The sequence below is a fragment of the Pedobacter sp. BS3 genome, from assembly GCF_008274585.1.
Taxonomy (GTDB): Bacteria; Bacteroidota; Bacteroidia; order Sphingobacteriales; family Sphingobacteriaceae; genus Hufsiella_A.
Genome location: NZ_VTRT01000002.1, coordinates 543,821 through 562,031 on the forward strand (window position 1 = coordinate 543,821; position 18,211 = coordinate 562,031).

10 protein-coding genes are annotated in these 18,211 nt (G+C 42.2%); all 10 read right to left on the reverse strand.

Annotation, left to right across the window (positions count from 1 at the left end; genetic code table 11):
* Positions 1–168: 168 nt before the first annotated feature.
* The 10 genes from FW774_RS08020 to FW774_RS08065 all read right to left on the reverse strand — a co-directional run bounded on the left by FW774_RS08020 (position 169) and on the right by FW774_RS08065 (position 18,184).
* On the reverse strand, positions 169–1,425 hold the full coding sequence (locus tag FW774_RS08020; protein WP_149347646.1) for a FecR family protein: 1,257 nt from the start codon (positions 1,423–1,425) through the stop codon (positions 169–171).
* Positions 1,426–1,639: 214 nt separating this feature from the next.
* Complete coding sequence (locus tag FW774_RS08025) at positions 1,640–2,206, reverse strand: RNA polymerase sigma factor (protein ID WP_149347647.1); 567 nt, start codon at positions 2,204–2,206, stop codon at positions 1,640–1,642.
* A 1,109-nt stretch (positions 2,207–3,315) separates the two neighbouring features.
* Positions 3,316–5,208, reverse strand: a complete 1,893-nt coding sequence (locus FW774_RS08030) for a T9SS type A sorting domain-containing protein (RefSeq protein WP_149347648.1) — start codon at positions 5,206–5,208, stop codon at positions 3,316–3,318.
* A gap of 113 nt (positions 5,209–5,321) precedes the next feature.
* Positions 5,322–7,163 (reverse strand): carbon starvation protein A, encoded by a 1,842-nt coding sequence (locus tag FW774_RS08035; protein WP_149347649.1) that lies wholly within the window; start codon positions 7,161–7,163, stop codon positions 5,322–5,324.
* A gap of 13 nt (positions 7,164–7,176) precedes the next feature.
* Positions 7,177–9,174 carry an FAD-dependent oxidoreductase gene (locus tag FW774_RS08040; RefSeq protein WP_149347650.1) on the reverse strand — a complete coding sequence of 666 codons (1,998 nt, stop codon included), beginning with the start codon at positions 9,172–9,174 and terminating at the stop codon, positions 7,177–7,179.
* A gap of 42 nt (positions 9,175–9,216) precedes the next feature.
* Complete coding sequence (gene bglX / locus FW774_RS08045) at positions 9,217–11,457, reverse strand: beta-glucosidase BglX (protein ID WP_149347651.1); 2,241 nt, start codon at positions 11,455–11,457, stop codon at positions 9,217–9,219.
* A 127-nt stretch (positions 11,458–11,584) separates the two neighbouring features.
* Positions 11,585–13,918 carry a glycoside hydrolase family 3 N-terminal domain-containing protein gene (locus FW774_RS08050; RefSeq protein ID WP_149347652.1) on the reverse strand — a complete coding sequence of 778 codons (2,334 nt, stop codon included), beginning with the start codon at positions 13,916–13,918 and terminating at the stop codon, positions 11,585–11,587.
* A gap of 2 nt (positions 13,919–13,920) precedes the next feature.
* Positions 13,921–15,138 carry a hypothetical protein gene (locus FW774_RS08055; RefSeq protein ID WP_149347653.1) on the reverse strand — a complete coding sequence of 406 codons (1,218 nt, stop codon included), beginning with the start codon at positions 15,136–15,138 and terminating at the stop codon, positions 13,921–13,923.
* A gap of 92 nt (positions 15,139–15,230) precedes the next feature.
* On the reverse strand, positions 15,231–16,595 hold the full coding sequence (locus FW774_RS08060; protein WP_197739817.1) for a glycoside hydrolase family 2 TIM barrel-domain containing protein: 1,365 nt from the start codon (positions 16,593–16,595) through the stop codon (positions 15,231–15,233).
* 2 nt (positions 16,596–16,597) lie between these two features.
* Positions 16,598–18,184 carry an FAD-dependent oxidoreductase gene (locus FW774_RS08065; RefSeq protein WP_149347654.1) on the reverse strand — a complete coding sequence of 529 codons (1,587 nt, stop codon included), beginning with the start codon at positions 18,182–18,184 and terminating at the stop codon, positions 16,598–16,600.
* Positions 18,185–18,211: the final 27 nt, after the last annotated feature.

The window sequence follows — 18,211 nt, forward strand, 5'->3', positions numbered from 1 at the left end:
AGGAATTCTTCCCGCATCGTAATGCCGTAAACTTTTTATACATTTGGTTAGGATTAAATTTTATTGGTTGTCGTAATCAATTTTAATATTATCCTCCAGCAGCCTGCTGCTGGTAAACCGGGGGTGCGCCAACACTCCTGGTTTTACTGATAATTATTTTTGGTCGTGTTAATTATTAGCTATAACAGTTATCCTCCTTTCGCCCTTTTCAATGCCTCCCGGCGTAGTTTTAAAATGAATTTTATTGGTTAATTCCATGGTCTTTAACAGGTTATCCAGGTTCCTTGACCGCAGATAATTTCCCTGGAAAGCAATATCCGACATATCCCCCTGATACGCTACATCAAAATTGTACCAGCGTGACAGTTTCTTCATAATATCACGGATATTTTCATTATTGAAGATAAAATAACCGTTTTTCCAGGCAATGATATCATCCGCGTCATCCGGAGTTGTTATTTCTACTCCCGGCTTACGTAAGCTGGTAACGGCGGCCTGTCCGGGCTTTAAGATGATATCTCTAAAGCCGCTGTTTGTTGAAGATACACGTACCTTCCCTTCCAGTAAGGTTGTTTGGGTCGTCTCATCATCATGGTAAGCGCTAATGTTAAAATGTGTACCCAAAACCTCCACTTCTTGTGTGGCTGTAACCACGATAAACGGTATCCACGCCTCTTCCCGACCCTCTCCTGAGGAAAGGGAGTTGGAACTGTGGGATTTCCCCCCTTTGGGGGGATTAAGGGGGGCTTTTGCCACCTCAAAGTAAGCCTCTCCACTTAATTCCACCCGGCGCTCACCACCGCTGAATTTGGACGGATAGCGCAATGACGAAGCGGAATTCAACCAAACCTTGGTGCCATCCGGTAGCTGAAGCTGGTATTGCCCGCCACGGGGAACGGTTAGCGTGTTGTGTATTGTAGCCTCTCCCCCCGCCCTCTCCAAAGGAGAGGGAGCCGTTTTATAAGATAACTGCCCGTCGGCCTCCTTGGTGATTTTTGTACCGGACTGTTCGGCCAACTCGCCATTCGTGGCATCGGTCAGGTTGATTTTACTGCCATCGCCTAAGGTCAGGATGGCTTTATTACTGCCGGGCAGAATGGCAGCAGCAATTTTAGCCGGGGCCTTAACCGGTTTTTGACTTGACGTATGATCATTCGTATAAAAATATAACCCAATGGCAACAAACAATAAAATAGCTGCTGCAGAAGCAATACGGGGCCAGTAATTTATTCTGCGAATGTTTCTAGGCAATGGAAGCCGGCTGTAGATAATTTTTTGTACCTGTTCATAATCCGGCTCATCAGGCATTGGTTCATGACTGTCCACAGCCTGATTATACCAGCTCTCAACAAGCCGCTTCTCCTCTGGTGAGCACTTATTTTCCAGGTACTTATTTAGCAATTCCTGCGCCTTTTCTTTCGTCATAATTGGCCGGCATTAATGCCTGTTTATAGCTAAGACAATTTGATGCGGTAATGGTAGACATCGGAATTAATTTTTTTTTAATGACAGTTGATACAGTGGATAGTAGACAATGGACAGTTGACAATGGCTAATGGCTAGGTGGAAGGTTTAAGGCGTAAGGCAAAAAACGAACAACGAGAAACGAATGACAAAAAACGAACAACAATGCAACCAGTCAAAACAATAACGTAAAAAAGGATGATATTTGAGCCTTGAGTACCTTTAACGCCCTGTTAATGGTTTTTTTAACTGTATGGTCGGTGATGCTCAGTTCTTCGGCAATGGCTTTATGCGAGAGGCCTGACTTTCGGCTCATTTCAAATATTTCACGCATTTTGGGTGGCAAATTGGCTATTTCCTGTTCAATGCGCTCCAGCAGGTCATGATATACTACCTGCTCGTCGGTGTTGTATTCGCCTTGTTCGGCAAACCTGGCTAACGACAACAGGTAAGTATCCTTCAACCGGCTGCGGTTGATTTGATTTAACGTCTGATTCCTTACTGCCGTATACAGGTATGATTTTATCGAGGTTGTTAGTATAAGCCCGCCCGATTTTTTCCAAAGCGTAGTAAAAATATCCTGCACTACATCCATAGCCTCATCGTCATCGCGAAGCATTTTGCGGGCATGCGCATACAATACAGCCCAATACCGGTTGTAAATAGCGGTAAAAGCAGCCTCATTGCCTTCGCACAAAAAAGCAACCAGTTCCTGATCGGTGAGAGCACTGTATGCTGACATGAAGGTTAGTTATAACCACGAAGTTATAAATAAATATAAGATTACAAAAGATACTGGTTTTTAAAAAGCAAACAGTCTATAAAGTCCTTAGACTATTCTGACCACCCCAAGGGATGCCCCATCGTAGCTAACAGACGCTTCGAAAGAGTTCTGCCTGACTGCAAATGGTTTTACAATCTCATCGGTAATAATAAACTAAGGGATGTAAACGATTTTCTTCACTTACATATTGCGATAAAAATCGCAGAACTCATACATCCGCGTTACAAACTATCATGTATCACAATTAATTTGTCTTTTCCTCCCCCTACCCCCTCCAGCGGCTATCGTGTGTACACAAATATTATTTCGCTCTATGCCGCGGGGCATCCTACTTTTGAGGCATCAAAAGTAGGCAAAAATGCTTGTCAATCCCACCAGGAGCCTTTATCCACATAGCCTGCGCTCATCAAAAAAACAGCGGCGCTTCGTTTTGTTCGTCAATACAGAACGAACGTTTTATGCAAACTTGTTCACAAAACCACTACATTTAAGGCTTGGCTGTGCCAAAGATACTACTCTGCAACTGTTTTTTTAATTTATCCGGCTCTTGGGGATTGACGACGTACTTCGGAAAATCTCCTACTTTTATCAAAGTAACCTGACGATTTGCTTAGTGGGCATACCGCATATATAACCACTGGCTTCATGGCTAAGAGTGATAGGATGTGTATACATAATAGCTACCTCGCTGGCGCATCGCGTGTCGCGTGTGCCTTTCTTGTATGTTCTTCAGTCCGGCTCATGGCCCGCCGGCTGGCTGATTCTTTGATGAGCCAAAAACCACCCCCTTGTGATTATTCCAAACACCCAACTTTGTCGGAATAACAGGCTTGAGAGTGAGGATGGCTAAAAATTCTCGCCATCCCACTCACAGAATCTTTAGACAAAGTGTAACCCAGAGATCTCTACCAGAAGAACTTAGGAAAGAGATTTTACTTCGCGTTTGCTTTGCGATATCTTCCTATGATCGTCTTAATAATGGTACTTTCTGACTTTTTAGACACATCTACAACTAAAGCATAAGGCTATCCAGATATGCAGTTTTTATGCACTATATCGAAGTGGCGTTATTTAACTATCACCACTTTTGTTTTATCATGAGTTTTGTCAGCAGATTCAATTAATAAAATATAAGTGCCCGCATTGACCGCCCTTACGTCAAGATCAAAGCCCTGTTCGGCATTTGTTTTTGTAATCTGCTTTGTTAGTAATGCATTACCTTCCAATGAAATTAAACGAACCCGGGCTATATCAGACCGGATAGTTCCCATTTTTATCTTTAGCACGTCCTTCGCCGGATTTGGATAGACCTGAATGCCGGCTGCAGATAAATCGAATTTTATTACTCTTATTCCTAAAACTTCTGAAGTTCCATCCTTGTCCCTTTGTAAAAGCCTGTAATAGTTATCCCCGTTTAACGGAGTACTATCCACACAGCTATAAGACACAGACTGAGTAGTGTTGCCTTTGGATTGCACCGTGGCAATTGGATTAAAATCCTGCCTATTATTGCTGCGTTCAATCACAAATTTTTCATTATTTGATTCTGAAGCCACAATCCAGTTCAGTTCAGCACCATTACCTGTCTTTTTAACAGAGAATGATAGCAGTTCTACCGGTAAAGTTCCCTGATATTCATAAGCACCTAAATCTACATTAGTATGTGTTTTTCGAGGATTTCCTGCTAAATCAGTTGTCAAACCATAGGTGGTTATATAGCTATTGTCACCTTTTTCGGTTGCTGCACCCTCTACCAATTGAAGGAAATTGGCGCTGCTGATATCTGTGCTTGAAAACAGGTTTGCAGGAGTTTCATCTATTATATTTTTAAATTCTGTGCTCTCAAAACCATCCGGAGGTGTTACTTGAAACAAGTTTGAGCGTAAATCCAAAACTGCGCCGGTAATATTTCTAATGTCGGCTGAAGTTTGATTTGATGATGACTTAGTATTTTTATTAAATATAGAATTGTAAAGGTTTAAAGTTGTATTTGCACCGTTAAAAGATAGTGCGCCATTAGTATTTGAATTATTATAAAAAGTACAATTTACTATTGTGCTTTTAGTATAACCCGCGAGATAAATTGCTCCCCCTCCCGGAGTGTTTGAAGCCCTGTTCTCAGAAAATATCGTATTAAAGATATTTAGTTGGGGGATATTCTCATCCGAGCCAAGCACATAAAACCCTGCACCACTGTTACCCCCGCTTCTAAAGACTTTTGAGTTTTTAACAGTTACTTTTGGTGAGCCCGAGACCGATACAAAATACATTGCGCCTCCACTGGCCGAAGTAACTTTATTCGAATCAAAAACCACATTTTCAAAGGTACAGTTTGAAGTGCCGGAAAGTGCCAGGTAAGCCCCTCCACCACTATTACCAGAACTCTGATTATCTTTAATAATCAAATTACTGAATGTAACAGAAGTGGCTTCGTTGGTAATATTAATACCGGCCCCCTGATTTCTGGCAACTCCTGCCAGTTCTGTGGCAACATTTGCAAAGCCATGCTGAATGGTAAAACCGTCTAAAACCGCACCGTTTGAATTTCCGGCAGATACTACTACGTGATACGCGTCACCATCATTTGCACTATTGCTGTTGTTCAAATCGCCACTTAATATAGTTACATTGGCTGTAACATTTCTTTCAGACAAAGATGTTTCGTTATTGCCAACAAAACCACCATAAATTTTAACGCCTGCCCTTAGAATAAACGTTTTGTCCCTGTTATCTCCGGCTACATCTAATTTTTCGGTAGGTTTATACGTTCCGGCAGCTACCCAGACTTCATCGTTTATGGCAGAAGCATTAATCATTGCCTGTAAATCTCCGGCATCATTCCAACTTGTTCCGCTACCGGAAGCACCTGGTTTTACATAACGGACATTCTGTGCCATAACATTGGCTGACAACACAACCAAAAATGCTGCGCAAATCAGGTTTAAATAGATTTTTTTCATAATTTTTATTTTTAAAGTTTATAAAATAGGTATCCCTTATCTTCCGGTATATGAACGGAAAATCCATTTGAATACATTAAAAAGCCAATAAACGGCTTGCCCGCTTTAAAGGCTTACCGCTCTACCAGTTCTTTTACTGTATCTCCATAATAATCAACTTTTTCTGCTTTGATATTTAATAGTTTATACCATCTTTTGAAAGTGTTTACAAATACAATCAGCATCAGAAGCATTGCCAGTATTGCCAGAAACGCCAGCAGATACTGTTCTTTGGGCAGATAGATATTCTTAACCTGCTCATAACCTGCCCAGAAAGTTATCAATGCCATAAATACTCCCGGTATGGCTGCACATAAGGCATACTTTTTTCTGTTCATCCGGATAAGCATGGTGGTACATACAATCAATCCACAGGCTGCCAGTAACTGGTTACTGATACCAAATAACGGCCAGATGCTGCTTACGTTACCCGTATAAACCAGGTATCCCCACGAAAAAGTGAAAATCAAGCTGCTGATAATGATACCGGGAATCCAGTTTTTATCGTTAAATTTTGGGATTGCATTACCCAGCATCTCCTGCAGGAAAAACCGGCCTACCCGCGTACCGGCATCAATGGCGGTTAAAATAAAGACGGCTTCGAACATAATAGCGAAATTGTACCAATAGGCCATTACATCGTTCATAAAGGGGATTTTATTGAAGATATGTGCCATACCGACCGCCAGCGATACGGCTCCTCCTGTTCGTCCGTGTAAATCTACTCCAATGCGCTCGCTAAAATAATTCAGGTCAACGGTATGCAGCTGAGGATGCTGGGCAAGAAAGCCATCGTATAATTCTTTAGGTGTATTGATAGCAAAATAATCACCAGGCACTAACGTACAAGCCGCAATAAGCGCCATTAAAGCCACAAAACCTTCTACCAGCATGGCACCATAGCCTACAAAAAGAATCTCTTTCTCGTTGGTAAGCATTTTTGGTGTCGTTCCGGTAGCAATTATCGCATGAAAGCCCGAAATAGCGCCACAAGCGATTACAATAAAGATGAAAGGCAATACCGGGCCACCAATTATAGGACCGCCACCGTGTATAAACCGTGTAATTGCCGGCATTTGCAACGTAGGATGAATAAAAATTACGCCTACCGCCAGCATCAGGATAGTTCCAATTTTCAAATAGGTCGACAAATAATCCCGGGGAACTAAAAGTAACCAGACCGGCAAAACCGATGCTAAAAAACCATATACGGCAATAGCAATTGAAATGGTATTGATATTCCAGTAAAACAAATTACTGATTTCTTTCACCTGCATTAATTCATGCCCGCCAATAATTGCGGCAATCAGTAAAACACCGCCAATAATACTGGCTAATGTTACACTGTTTTTCCGGTAGCGCATAATCAATCCCATGATAATAGCGATAGGCATTGTCGCAAGCACGATAAACAGTGACCAGGATGCTTCGTGCATAGCGCTGATACAGGCCAACGAAAGGCCGGCAAGTGTCAGAATCAGGATAAAAAGAATGGCAAATCCCGCTATTAAGCCGGTACCTTTTCCTATTTCCCTGCCGGCTATGGTTGCCAGGCTTTCTCCTTTATGCCTTACGGATGCAAAAAGAACTACCATATCATGCACACCGCCTGCCAGCACACACCCTATCAGAATCCACAACGCACCCGGCAAATAGCCGAACTGGGCCGCCAGTACCGGCCCTACCAATGGGCCTGCCGCAGCTATTGCCGCAAAATGATGCCCGAAAAGCACATTTTTATTGGTTGCTACATAATCTTTGCCATCAGCAAATTCTATGGCAGGCGTAACCCGGTTGGCATTTAACCGCAGTACTTTATTCGCCATAAAAAGACCATAGTACCTGTAAGCAATAGCAAATACCAGCAACGCTACAAAAATCAGGGTGAGGGCATTAACGCCATTTAAAAATTCCATACGTTTTAAACTATTAATCTTTAGGGACTAACAATATGGCATTGGCTGCAACTGTTCTATGGGCATAGCTTGCTACTATTTTTACATAAGGACCTGCTGCAAAATCAAAATTAAAGTCACCAATTTCTACCCATGTGCTGGTAGTTTGTCCCACTATTTTTACATCTTTCAGATTCAGAGACAACATCCGGGTCGATTTCCCATCAAACAATTCAAGATTTGCCGTTTCGGCTTTCGAACGCAGGGCCGGTAAATAATAATAAGCGGTGTATCTACCCGGCGAAGCCAGCGAACCTAAATTAAACTTTACATATTCATTGCTGTTGCCGGAACTGTTCTCCAGGTGATACTTGCCATAACCTTTTAGCGAAACCTTTTTCCAATCACCTTTTACTTCAACAGCTGCCGTGTCCGATACCTGAACCAGCACATCGGGTTTCCTAAAATCGGCCTTGGGATTTGCCTTAAGGATAGCCTTAACTTCGTCGACATTGACATCCTGTACCGCTATATGTTTGTCGAGCGCTAAACAGGCTGCAACGGCTGCCGACTGTGCCAATACCATAAATACAGGTTCCATACGGATGGAACCATAAGCAATATGCGATGCCGACAGGCAAACCGGGACTAACAGATTGTTTATCTCTGTTCGCTTTGGTACGATAGACCGGTAGGAAATCGGGAAAGGCGGAAACCCTCCCACTTCCACATTGCCTTCGTTTTTAACCATTCCGTTTACCACCAAACGGTCGCAGTTGTGCGAATCCATAGTATAAGCCGCATAAGCGATATCATCTGTCACTACTTCCCTGCCCTGGCAATGGTGCTGTGTCATCACCACGTCACTTACCATCCTCCGGGCCTCACGAATGTATAATTGCGGGGTCCAATGATTGTTATTCAGGTATTCATCTTTAGGGTATCCCCACTTCTGCATTTCTTTTCGGATAAATTCCGGTACAGCAGGGTCATTACCTACAAAATATAACAGGCCTTTGGTGTAATCCTCGTGTTCCCTGATAATCTTTTTCCTTTTACGATAGTCTGCCTCCGGGTATTCCCAGTTCGCTCCGATCATATCGGTTGACATGCCGTTGCGGTTATTGATGTCGGTTTTGTTATTAGGCATCAGGCTCCAGATAAAAACATCGCTCAATCCCTTCCATGGCTGTATTTCTTTTTGTCGAACCAATAGTTCATATCTTTTTGGATCATAATTATCGGGTTTGGTAATAGGAATTCTGTTTGCAGGATCATTCGTAAGGGCTATACGAAAATTGTATGCCTGTACTTTTTTATCTCCTGTTCCGTTAGGTTTTAATGTTTCGTTGCTGATTCCCCAAAGCAAACCACTAGAGGGATCTCCTTTTACTTTGTAAGGATCCACACCATCGGGAAGCTGATGTCCTTTAAGTAATTGAACACCGTTTAAAGTTTCGTTATAGACTTTGTTATCCTCGCGTCCTACATGATAGCTCACTCCTGCCATAGCAAACAAATCGCCTTCGTAAGTACAGTCTAAAAACATCTTCGCCTTTATTTTCAGCCTGTCGCCGTTTTTCTCGTCTAAATTGGTAACGGTAATTTCTTTTATGTTACGTTTTTCTTTTTTTACATCAATTAACTGCCGGTTGTATACCACATTGATGTTTGCTTTTTTGATATAATCATTGAATATCCCCAAAGCTACTTTAGGCTCGAAAACCCAGTTTTCAAGGTTTCCGTAATGTGCGCCCAATTTGCGGTAGAAATCCAATGCCAGACCGGTAACCACATATTTATTACCGATATCGGTCATTCCCAATCCTCCGGAACTCAATCCTCCCAATCTTGCGCCGGGTTCTATGATGATTACTTTTTTACCTGCTTTGGCTGCTGTATAGGCAGATATCACTCCTGCGGAAGTACCGCCGTAGATACAAATATCAACGGAAATTTCCTTTTCAGCTTTTCCTAACACAAATGTGGGTATCGTCAATATCAGAAGAAATAATGCGAGGGTATTTTTCATTTTTATACTATTTATCTTTCTCTTAACTGCTTTTATTAATACTTATAAAACTTCAAAAGTTGCTTCCGATCCGTTTTCACTGTTAGTTCCAACCATTACTTTAAATTTGCCCGGCTCTACTGTTTTTTCCATTACGCTATTCCAAAAAGCCAATTCAGAAACGGGAAGATTAAAATGAACGGTCTTTATTTCTCCCGCGTTCAGTGCTACCCGTTCAAACCCTTTTAGCTCTTTAACCGGTCGGGTGACAGAACCTACCTGATCTGTGATATACAGCTGTGCGATTTCTGTTCCTGTATACTGCCCTGTATTCTTAATAACCACACTTACCGACAGCGTATCGTTTTTCTTCAACCTGGTATTTGCAATTTTCAAATCCGCATATTCAAATGAGGTATAGGACAACCCATAACCAAAGGGATATAAAGGCTTGGAACCGATATCCAAATAGTAGGAAGAATGCCCCAACACAGACTGTTGAGCGTTTAACGGTATTTCATCCAGTGATTTTTCGTTTCCTCTGGCCGGACGACCGGTATTTGTGTGGTTGTAATAAATCGGTATCTGTCCAACTTCTTTTGGAAATGTTACCGGTAATTTACCTGCCGGGATAGCTTTTCCGAACAGGATATCGGCTATTGCAGGACCGCCCATTGTTCCCGGATGCCAGGCATACAATACAGCATCCGACTGTTCAACCTCTTTGCCTATAGTCAAAGGCCTGCCTGCCAGAACTACTGTTACCAATGGTTTGCCTGTAGCGCTCAGTTGCTTAATTAACTCTGATTGCGCTCCCTGTAAATTCAATGCTGCCAGGCTGTGCGCTTCTCCGGTTAAAATAGCCTCTTCACCTACAAAGGCTACAATGGCATCTACCGACCGGGCCATACGCAACACTTCATCAAACGTTGATTGGTTCTTATCCCTGCTGTAGGTAAGTCCCGGAACCACATGTACTTTTACTTTGTTTCCATATAGGTTGGCAATGGCTTTCGCCGGAGTTTGTGTTTTACCGGGTTCGCCGTCCATGGTCCAGGTACCTAACTGGTCGTGAGGCGCATCTGCCAATGGCCCGGTTATCAAAATGCTTTTAATGTTTGCGGATAAGGGCAACGTTTTGTTCTCGTTCTTTAACAAAACAACTGACTCTTCGGCTAACTTTTTTGCTACTGCGAGATGTTTCGCGGAATAAGTTTCTTTAGGTTTATGGATGTCGGTATAAGGCCGTTCAAAAAGCCCTAAACGATATTTTAATCTTAAAATATTCCTTACAGCATCGTCCAGCGCAGTTTCCTGAACCTTGCCTTCTGCGATCAGTTTTTCGAGATTCTGGATATAAGACTTTGATGACATTTCCACATCCAGTCCCGCATTCATGGCTATTTCCGCAGCCTGTTTCCTGTCTTCGGCAAAACCATGTCTGATCATTTCAGTTACCGATCCCCAATCTGACAATGTTACACCGTCAAACCCCCATTCCTTACGGAGAATATTTCTCAAAAGATATTTGTTTCCTGTAGACGGGATACCGTTATTATCGTTAAACGATACCATGATACTGGCAGCCCCTGCTTCAATGCCCTGTTTAAACGGCGGAAGATACACCTGGCGAAGCTGTCTTTCGGGTATATAGGTTGAATTGTAATCACGTCCTCCTTCGGCAGCGCCGTAACCGACAAAATGTTTCAGACAGGCTGCCATAGATTGAGGATTAGCAAGATCTTCACCCTGGAAACCTTTTACTACAGCTACTGCCATCTGTCCGGTAAGGTAGGTATCTTCGCCAAAGCTTTCGGCTATACGTCCCCAACGGGCATCCCGCGAAATATCTATCATGGGAGCAAAAGACCAACGAATACCGTGTTCGGTGGCCTCAACAGCAGTTATTCTTGCCCCTTCTTTTACCAGGTCAGGATCAAAGGTAGCTGCCTGACCTAAGGGAATGGGAAGCATAGTTTTAAAACCATGTACCACATCCCGTGTAAAAATCAATGGAATTTTTGTATGGGATTCTTTGCATGCTGCTTCCTGTAGCTGATTGACGATTTTGGGATCGGTAATGTTCATTAATGACCCCACCTCTCCTCTACGTACCAGTTCCTTTAATTGTTCTATGGTTCCATGTATGCCTCTGCCATCTAATTGGTTTAACTGCCCTACTTTTTCACGCACAGTCATTTTTGACAGAACAGCTTCGATTTTCTGTTCTATATTTTGCCGCGACTGACCGTAAGCCGGCAAGAATGCCGATAACAGAAATAGTATATATAGATGCTTCTTCATTTTAATCTTCTTAAATAGCGCTCGTTTGCAACGAGTGCTTATTGGTGTGTCGATTGAATCGACTTACCATTTTAAGCCCTCGTTGCAAACGAGGACAATTGAACCGATCTTTCATCTTAACAGGCTGCTAATTATCCACCGTAACCTTTTGAAAAATCTGGTCTTTAGTTACAGAACTGCCCCCTGCCATCAACGTAAAGCTCCCGGGCTCGAAAACATATTTCCCTCTGCTATCATAATAGCCAAACGCTTCTTTCTCTAAAGAGAAACTTACCGTTTTCTTTTCTCCTTTTTGAAGATGAACCCGCTGAAATCCAACCAATAACTTCACAGGCCGGGTTGTTGAACTAAAATCATCCCTCAGGTATAGCTGTACGACTTCCTCTCCTGCCATTTGTCCGGTATTTTCAACGGCAACAGTTACTTTCAGAGGCTCGCCGTATTTGCTGTTTCCGGGACAGTTTAAGGCTGAATACTTAAAGCTGGTATAACTTAATCCATAACCGAAATTATACAGAGCGTCTTTGGCGCCGTCGATGAACGGATGAGAATACTGCGACGGTTTTTGATAATAGTAGATAGGAATTTGCCCGACATGTCTTGGAATGGTTATGGGCAATTTGCCACTTGGATTTACTTTGCCATATAATATTTCGGCAACTGCCTGTCCGCCAAAGGAACCCGGTTCCCATGCCTCTAAAATGGCGTCTGCGTTTTCTTCTATCCAGGGCGTTGCCAGCGGCCGGCCGTTTATCAGAACCACAATAACCGGTTTCCCCGATTTTTTCAATTCTTCTACCAGGTATTGCTGTTTACCCCAAAGCGTAATATCCATTCTGTCCCGGTTTTCTCCCGCCGTCTTTTCTTTCCAATGCTGTCTGAATGAATCTTCACCTAATGCAAGGATGATTAAATCCATATTCTTAGCCATTTTAACAGCTTTTGCAATAGAATCGGTATTCAACGTCTGCAGGTTCCAGCCTACATCTACATAATTAACCTTACTTCCTGCCGACTGGCTTTTAATACCGTCTAAAACAGTTCTATAATTTTCACGAGGCTGCTCAAACACCCAATCGCCCATGATGGATTGATTATCTGCATTTGGACCTGCCACAAGGATATTTTTATATTTTCCGGCCGTAAGCGGAAGAATCTGATCCTTATTTTTCAGCAAAACGATGCCTTTCCTGGCAATATCCAGCGCCGTTTGCTGATGTTCTTTAGCAAATACAATTTTGGCCTGATCGCTTTTGCTGGTGTACCGGTTTTCAAAAAGCCCTAACATAAATTTAGCTTCGAGGATCTTTTCGCAAGCCTCGTTGATCCTTTCTTCCGAAAGTTTCTTTTCTGCAACCAGTTCTTTAATGCTTTCTAAAAATCCGGGCCCATGCATGTGCATATCCACACCGGCATCTACAGAAATCCGGAACGCTTCTTTTGGTGTAGGAGCAATTTTATGCTTCTGGCTCAGAGCTTCCATATCCATCCAATCGCTCACTATAAAGCCTTTAAAACCGTATTCGTTTCTGGCTATATCTGTCATCAGCCATTTGTTACCATGCCCCGGCACACCGTTTATTTCATTATGGGCAGGCATTAAGGTAAAAGGCCTGGCCTGTTCTATAACAGCTTTAAAAGGGGCCAATATCACATTGCGCAATTCGCCTTCGCCAATCTCAACCGGCGATGCGTTTGTTCCATTATTTCCGATACCGCCGCCTGCCAGGTGTTTAATACAGGCTAATACACTTTTGTCTTTATCAAATTTATCCATCTGCAAGCCACGTACCGCAGCAATACCCATCTGCGTAACCACATACGGATCTTCGCCAAACGTTTCTCCAACCCGTCCCCATCTGGGATCTCGTGCTATTTCAATATTGGGAGCAAATGCCCAATGCATACCGCTTGCACGCATCTCTAACGCGGTTTGACGAAATGATTTTTCTACCATACCGGGTGCGAAAGCAGATGCCATGGTAATTGGCGAGGGATAAATAGTTGAACCAGACATTAATCCGTTACCGTGTATAGCATCAATACCTATCAGTAACGGAATCTTTAACGGACTTTGCTCTGCCAGTTCTTGTAAATGGTTAGCCTCTTCAACAGTTAATACATGTAAAAAAGAACCGATTAACCCCTGTTGCACCATCCGTTCCACTCCTGAAGAATGTAAGCCTTTATAGAACCCCCGGGCATGGCCATTCAATAATTCGTCTTCGGTTATATTTTTTTCCGCATCTCTCATGTGGGCTAATCCCACGTACTGGCACATCTGAGCTATCTTCATATCCAGGCTCATTCTGCCCATTAAATCTTTTACCCGTTCTTTTACAGGTTGGCCGGGGTCAAGATATTTAGGGGTTTGCTGCGCATCAACCGGCGAAAAAAAACATAAAAAGAGTACCAGCAGGCCTAATTTTTCAAGCCCGCTTATATATTGTCTGCTTGTCATGCTTACTTCTGAACTTTTATATCTACCGTTAAATAGCCTGTATTCGCATTGGCAGATCTGGATTTCACGTACAGTACTCCATACTTGCCTGATGCCGTTTTAAATACGATAACATTGTTATTGGCTAAACCTCCGGAAGTTTCACTTTCCGCGACACCGGAACCGGTGTACAAAGCTTGTATTGCCGCTGAAGAAGCTAACAAATCGAACTCTTCGCGTGTTAAGGTTATTTTCTTAATTAAGGTCTGGTTTTTCACAGACCAATTAGCCATTCCATCTTCTCCATAGGTAGCAACAGTATAAACATTGTTTGCTACCGTAGCCAAAGTTGGGGAAGTTATATTATAAGCATAGGTTGATCCACTATAAAAATTAATTAAATCTATTCCCGCCGATTTTGCCGCGGCCCCTGTTGTTATATAGACCTCGCCATTAGACGCATTGAAAAATGGCCCAAATGCTGTTGAACGCTGCGCTCCTAAATTAACATCGGTATAGAAATTAAAATCTGCCTCCTGGGAGCGGATAATATTCAATGAGTACGTTTGTTTAACGATATTACCCAGCACATCCATTACTTCAATTGTAAAAGAAAGTGTTTTATCCGCATCTGCCACGGTTGGCTGATAGGTGAAATGATAAGTATCTTCTTTAGGGCTTGCAAAAGTTTCTTTGGTTAAAGATGTTATTTCTGTCTGATCAAGAAATGTTTTGATGTATTTAATGTCATTCTCTGACACAACAGCGATATCAAAATTCGCAGACTCGTTATCTTTAATTTCCGTAGGAGCTTCGCCAGGAATAGCGATATTAATATCGGCCGGTGCTGACTGTATGTATACCGTCAGATCTTTATCTACAGAATTACCTTGTTCATCTGAAACCGTCAGTCTGAATATCAGGCTCTTTCCTATATCTGTGCCCGTTACCTCATACGTATATTGCAAAGTAACCTGATTAGCGTCAGATACCGTAGCAGTGTGTAAATCATTACCATCCAGACTTAAAACAGCATCTTTAATTTTATTTGCTGAATTAGAGGTAATGGTTAAATCAAATACGATATCATCTTTTGAGGTTACCACATAAGGCAAAGCCATATTTTGTGTAACCTTTACAGAAAAGGCATTTGCCAATTGTGTATTTTCATCATCTTTTTTACAGGCTCCCAGAGCCAGCAGGAGGATGAACATAAAAGTCTTTACTGATATATTTTTCATCTGTTTACTTTATAATTTAATGATCTGATGGAGTCTTTGATGATTAAAATAGTTATTTGCTGTGTTTCAATCATACCGGGTTCATAACCAATCTAATTGACATAAAATGGAATTACCGCACTCGCTACTTTCTTATTAGCATCATCATTCACAAAAACAATTAACCGGTATGCGCCTGTCTCTGATGGCGCCTTAAAAGAAATATTGGATAGCGTATTATCGGTGATTAAACCAGCAATGCCATCAGGCAGACTGCCATCTGCACTGGCAGTTTTCTCTTTCATAATCATCCATGAATAGGTCAGCGGGTCACCATCAGGATCAGTTGCTACCACAGAAGCGGTATTCGTCGAACTCTTATCAACCTTGATGTTATCTTCTGCTTTTTTTCCATTCATTAATACCGCATTCCTGTCCTGGATTACCGGCGCCCTGTTGGCTGGGTATGAGCCTGTCCAGGCATATTGCATTGCATCCGCTGCAGGGAAAGTATAACCTTTCTTATCTAAAAGTCCAAACCAGGTCAACACATCCCCATGGGTTTGATACCCCCATTGAAACACAAATGATCCAATACATCCATTTGCTTTATTAGCGAAGATATGATTTTGATATATCTGTAAATAATCAGCTGCTTTTTCAGTACTCGTCTGCTCTACCAGGCCGCCCCAACTTAATACCCTTGTAGGTTCCGGGCTCATCTGCCAGGTTCCTCTTGGACCAAACTCGGTAATCATGTAAGGTTTTTGCCAACCCGCTGTATTAAGATTGTCCCGTACTGAAGGCACATTGGGCGCATAGGAATTTATAGATAAAAAATCTATCTCCGGAGCCATGCTGGCTATCAATTGAACTTTAGTTACATCTGAATTAGCAAGCGCAACAGTAGTGGGATGGTTAGGATCAACCTGGTGTATATATTTTGCCACATCGTTTATTGCTGACCACAGCTTAGTATTTGTATAACTCGATTCTGCCTCATTACCTATTGACCAACATAGTAGAGCCGGATGATCTTTAAAACGAACTACATCCTGTTTCATTTGTTCAAGCTGCTGTTGTACTGCAGCTTCATTATTGTAGTCGAAGCCATCAGTTTCCCGCTTCATGTACAAACCAAAGTTTACATACAAGCCCGCAGCATAAGCCTCATCTAAAATTTTACGGGAATTATCGGCTACGCCGTACGTTCTTATAGTATTAGCTCCAAAATCGGCAGCCTTGCTATAGAAATTATTCGCGGCAACACCTTTCACGTAAAATTCGCTGCCTTTGATAAACATTTGCCACGATCCGCCCGACTTAGATAATGTAACTTTGACAGCCGGCGGCAGGTTGGTTTCCACAAAAGAGTTTTCAGGTATGGGGTAATCGTACCTGTCATTACAACTGCATAACATTATGATCAATAAAGAACAGAATGCTGTATTTGTAATTCTCGTTTTTAAATTTTTCATTCCTAATTAGATTTAATTTTAGCTGGTTCGATTATCTGTTTAAGGTCAAGCAATTTTTTGGCTAAATGATCATAAGCTATATCCTGAACGGGTGTGTTTTCATCAATAGCCATAGAAGCCGCTACTGCTGCCGATTGTCCCAATACCATATAGACCGGTTCCATCCTTATGGAGCTATATGCTACATGCGATGCGGAAAGGCAGACAGGCACCAACAGGTTACTGCATTCTTTTTTCTTTGGCGTGAGCGAATAATAACTTATCGGGTAGGGAACAGTTGGTTTAAATATCGTCCCTTCAAATCGCAACTTCCCGTTCTTATCCATAACTTTAGATACATAATGGCAGTCTAAAGCATAAGTACCTACCCCTACAGCGTGTTGCGCATTTTCCCGGTTTTGTTTTATTATATTCTTCTCAACCATCACGTATTCGCCAACCATTCTTCTTGCCTCTCTCACGTAAATCTGACCAGGGAAATTCGCTGTATCTTCAAATTCATCTTTTGCCAAACCCCAATCGCTCATCTCCTTCCTGATATGTTCCGGAATACGGGGATCATGTTCTAATAGCCATAGCATTCCGAGTGCATAGTCCCGATGAAGTTGCTCAATCTCTTTTCTTTTTTGATAATCAGCCTCGGCATAATCATAGCTGGCACCGAAGAAATCCAAATGGTTGGTATCTGTTTTCCGGTTAGGCATTGGTGTTAACGTGATAATTTTTTGAAGTGTTAATTCAGGGTTTAACTGAATGCGCCTTACCAATACTTCATACCATAACGGATTATAATTTGCAGGTTTTTGTACCTTGACTCTATTATCCGGGTCGTCGGTAAGCGTTAACCTGTAGCAATAAGCCTGAACCTTTTTATCTTTTGCGCCTTGTTCAGCCGCCGGTTTTTTATCGATGTATGGAAGCAGTCCTGATTTTTTATTTCCTGCCTCTGTATACGGGTCAATAGCGGTCAAATCTGCTCCCTGGCTGTAATTAATTCTATAACCGTTCAAAGTTTCATTGTAAGCAGCATTCGATTCGCGGCCAACGGTGTAAGAAATACCGGCTTGCGCCATTAAATCTCCTTCGTAGGTAGCATCTATAAATACTTTTGCCTTTACGGTTTTACCGCTTTCCATGGTTATCGCCACAATTTGTTTTCCGGCCTTTTTAACACCGTTCTTTAATCGCAAACGTTCATTAGTCCAAAGTTTTACGCCTGCTTCCTTTAGCATATCCAGCATAATTTTTTCGGCAACTTTCGATTCATAAACCCATTGCATTTGGCGCTCATCATTCTTTCCTTTATACGTTCTTTTTAAGGATTTTATAAAGAATTCATCACGGGTTTGGTTCTTCCAGACAGCAGGGTTTAAGTAATAGGTATATATTCGCTGATAAAATTCCCTGGTAAGCCCTCCTACCATATCGTTGCGATTCATATCTGTAGCCGTGAGTCCGGATGTAACTAAACCACCCACATGCTGATTTTTAGAAACTAATACTACGCGTTTACCTAAACGGGCACTTTGAATGGCAGCTATTACCCCTGATGCGGATTCGCCATACACACAGATGTCAAAAGTTTGCATAACCTGCTGCGCATGCCCTCCGTTTAC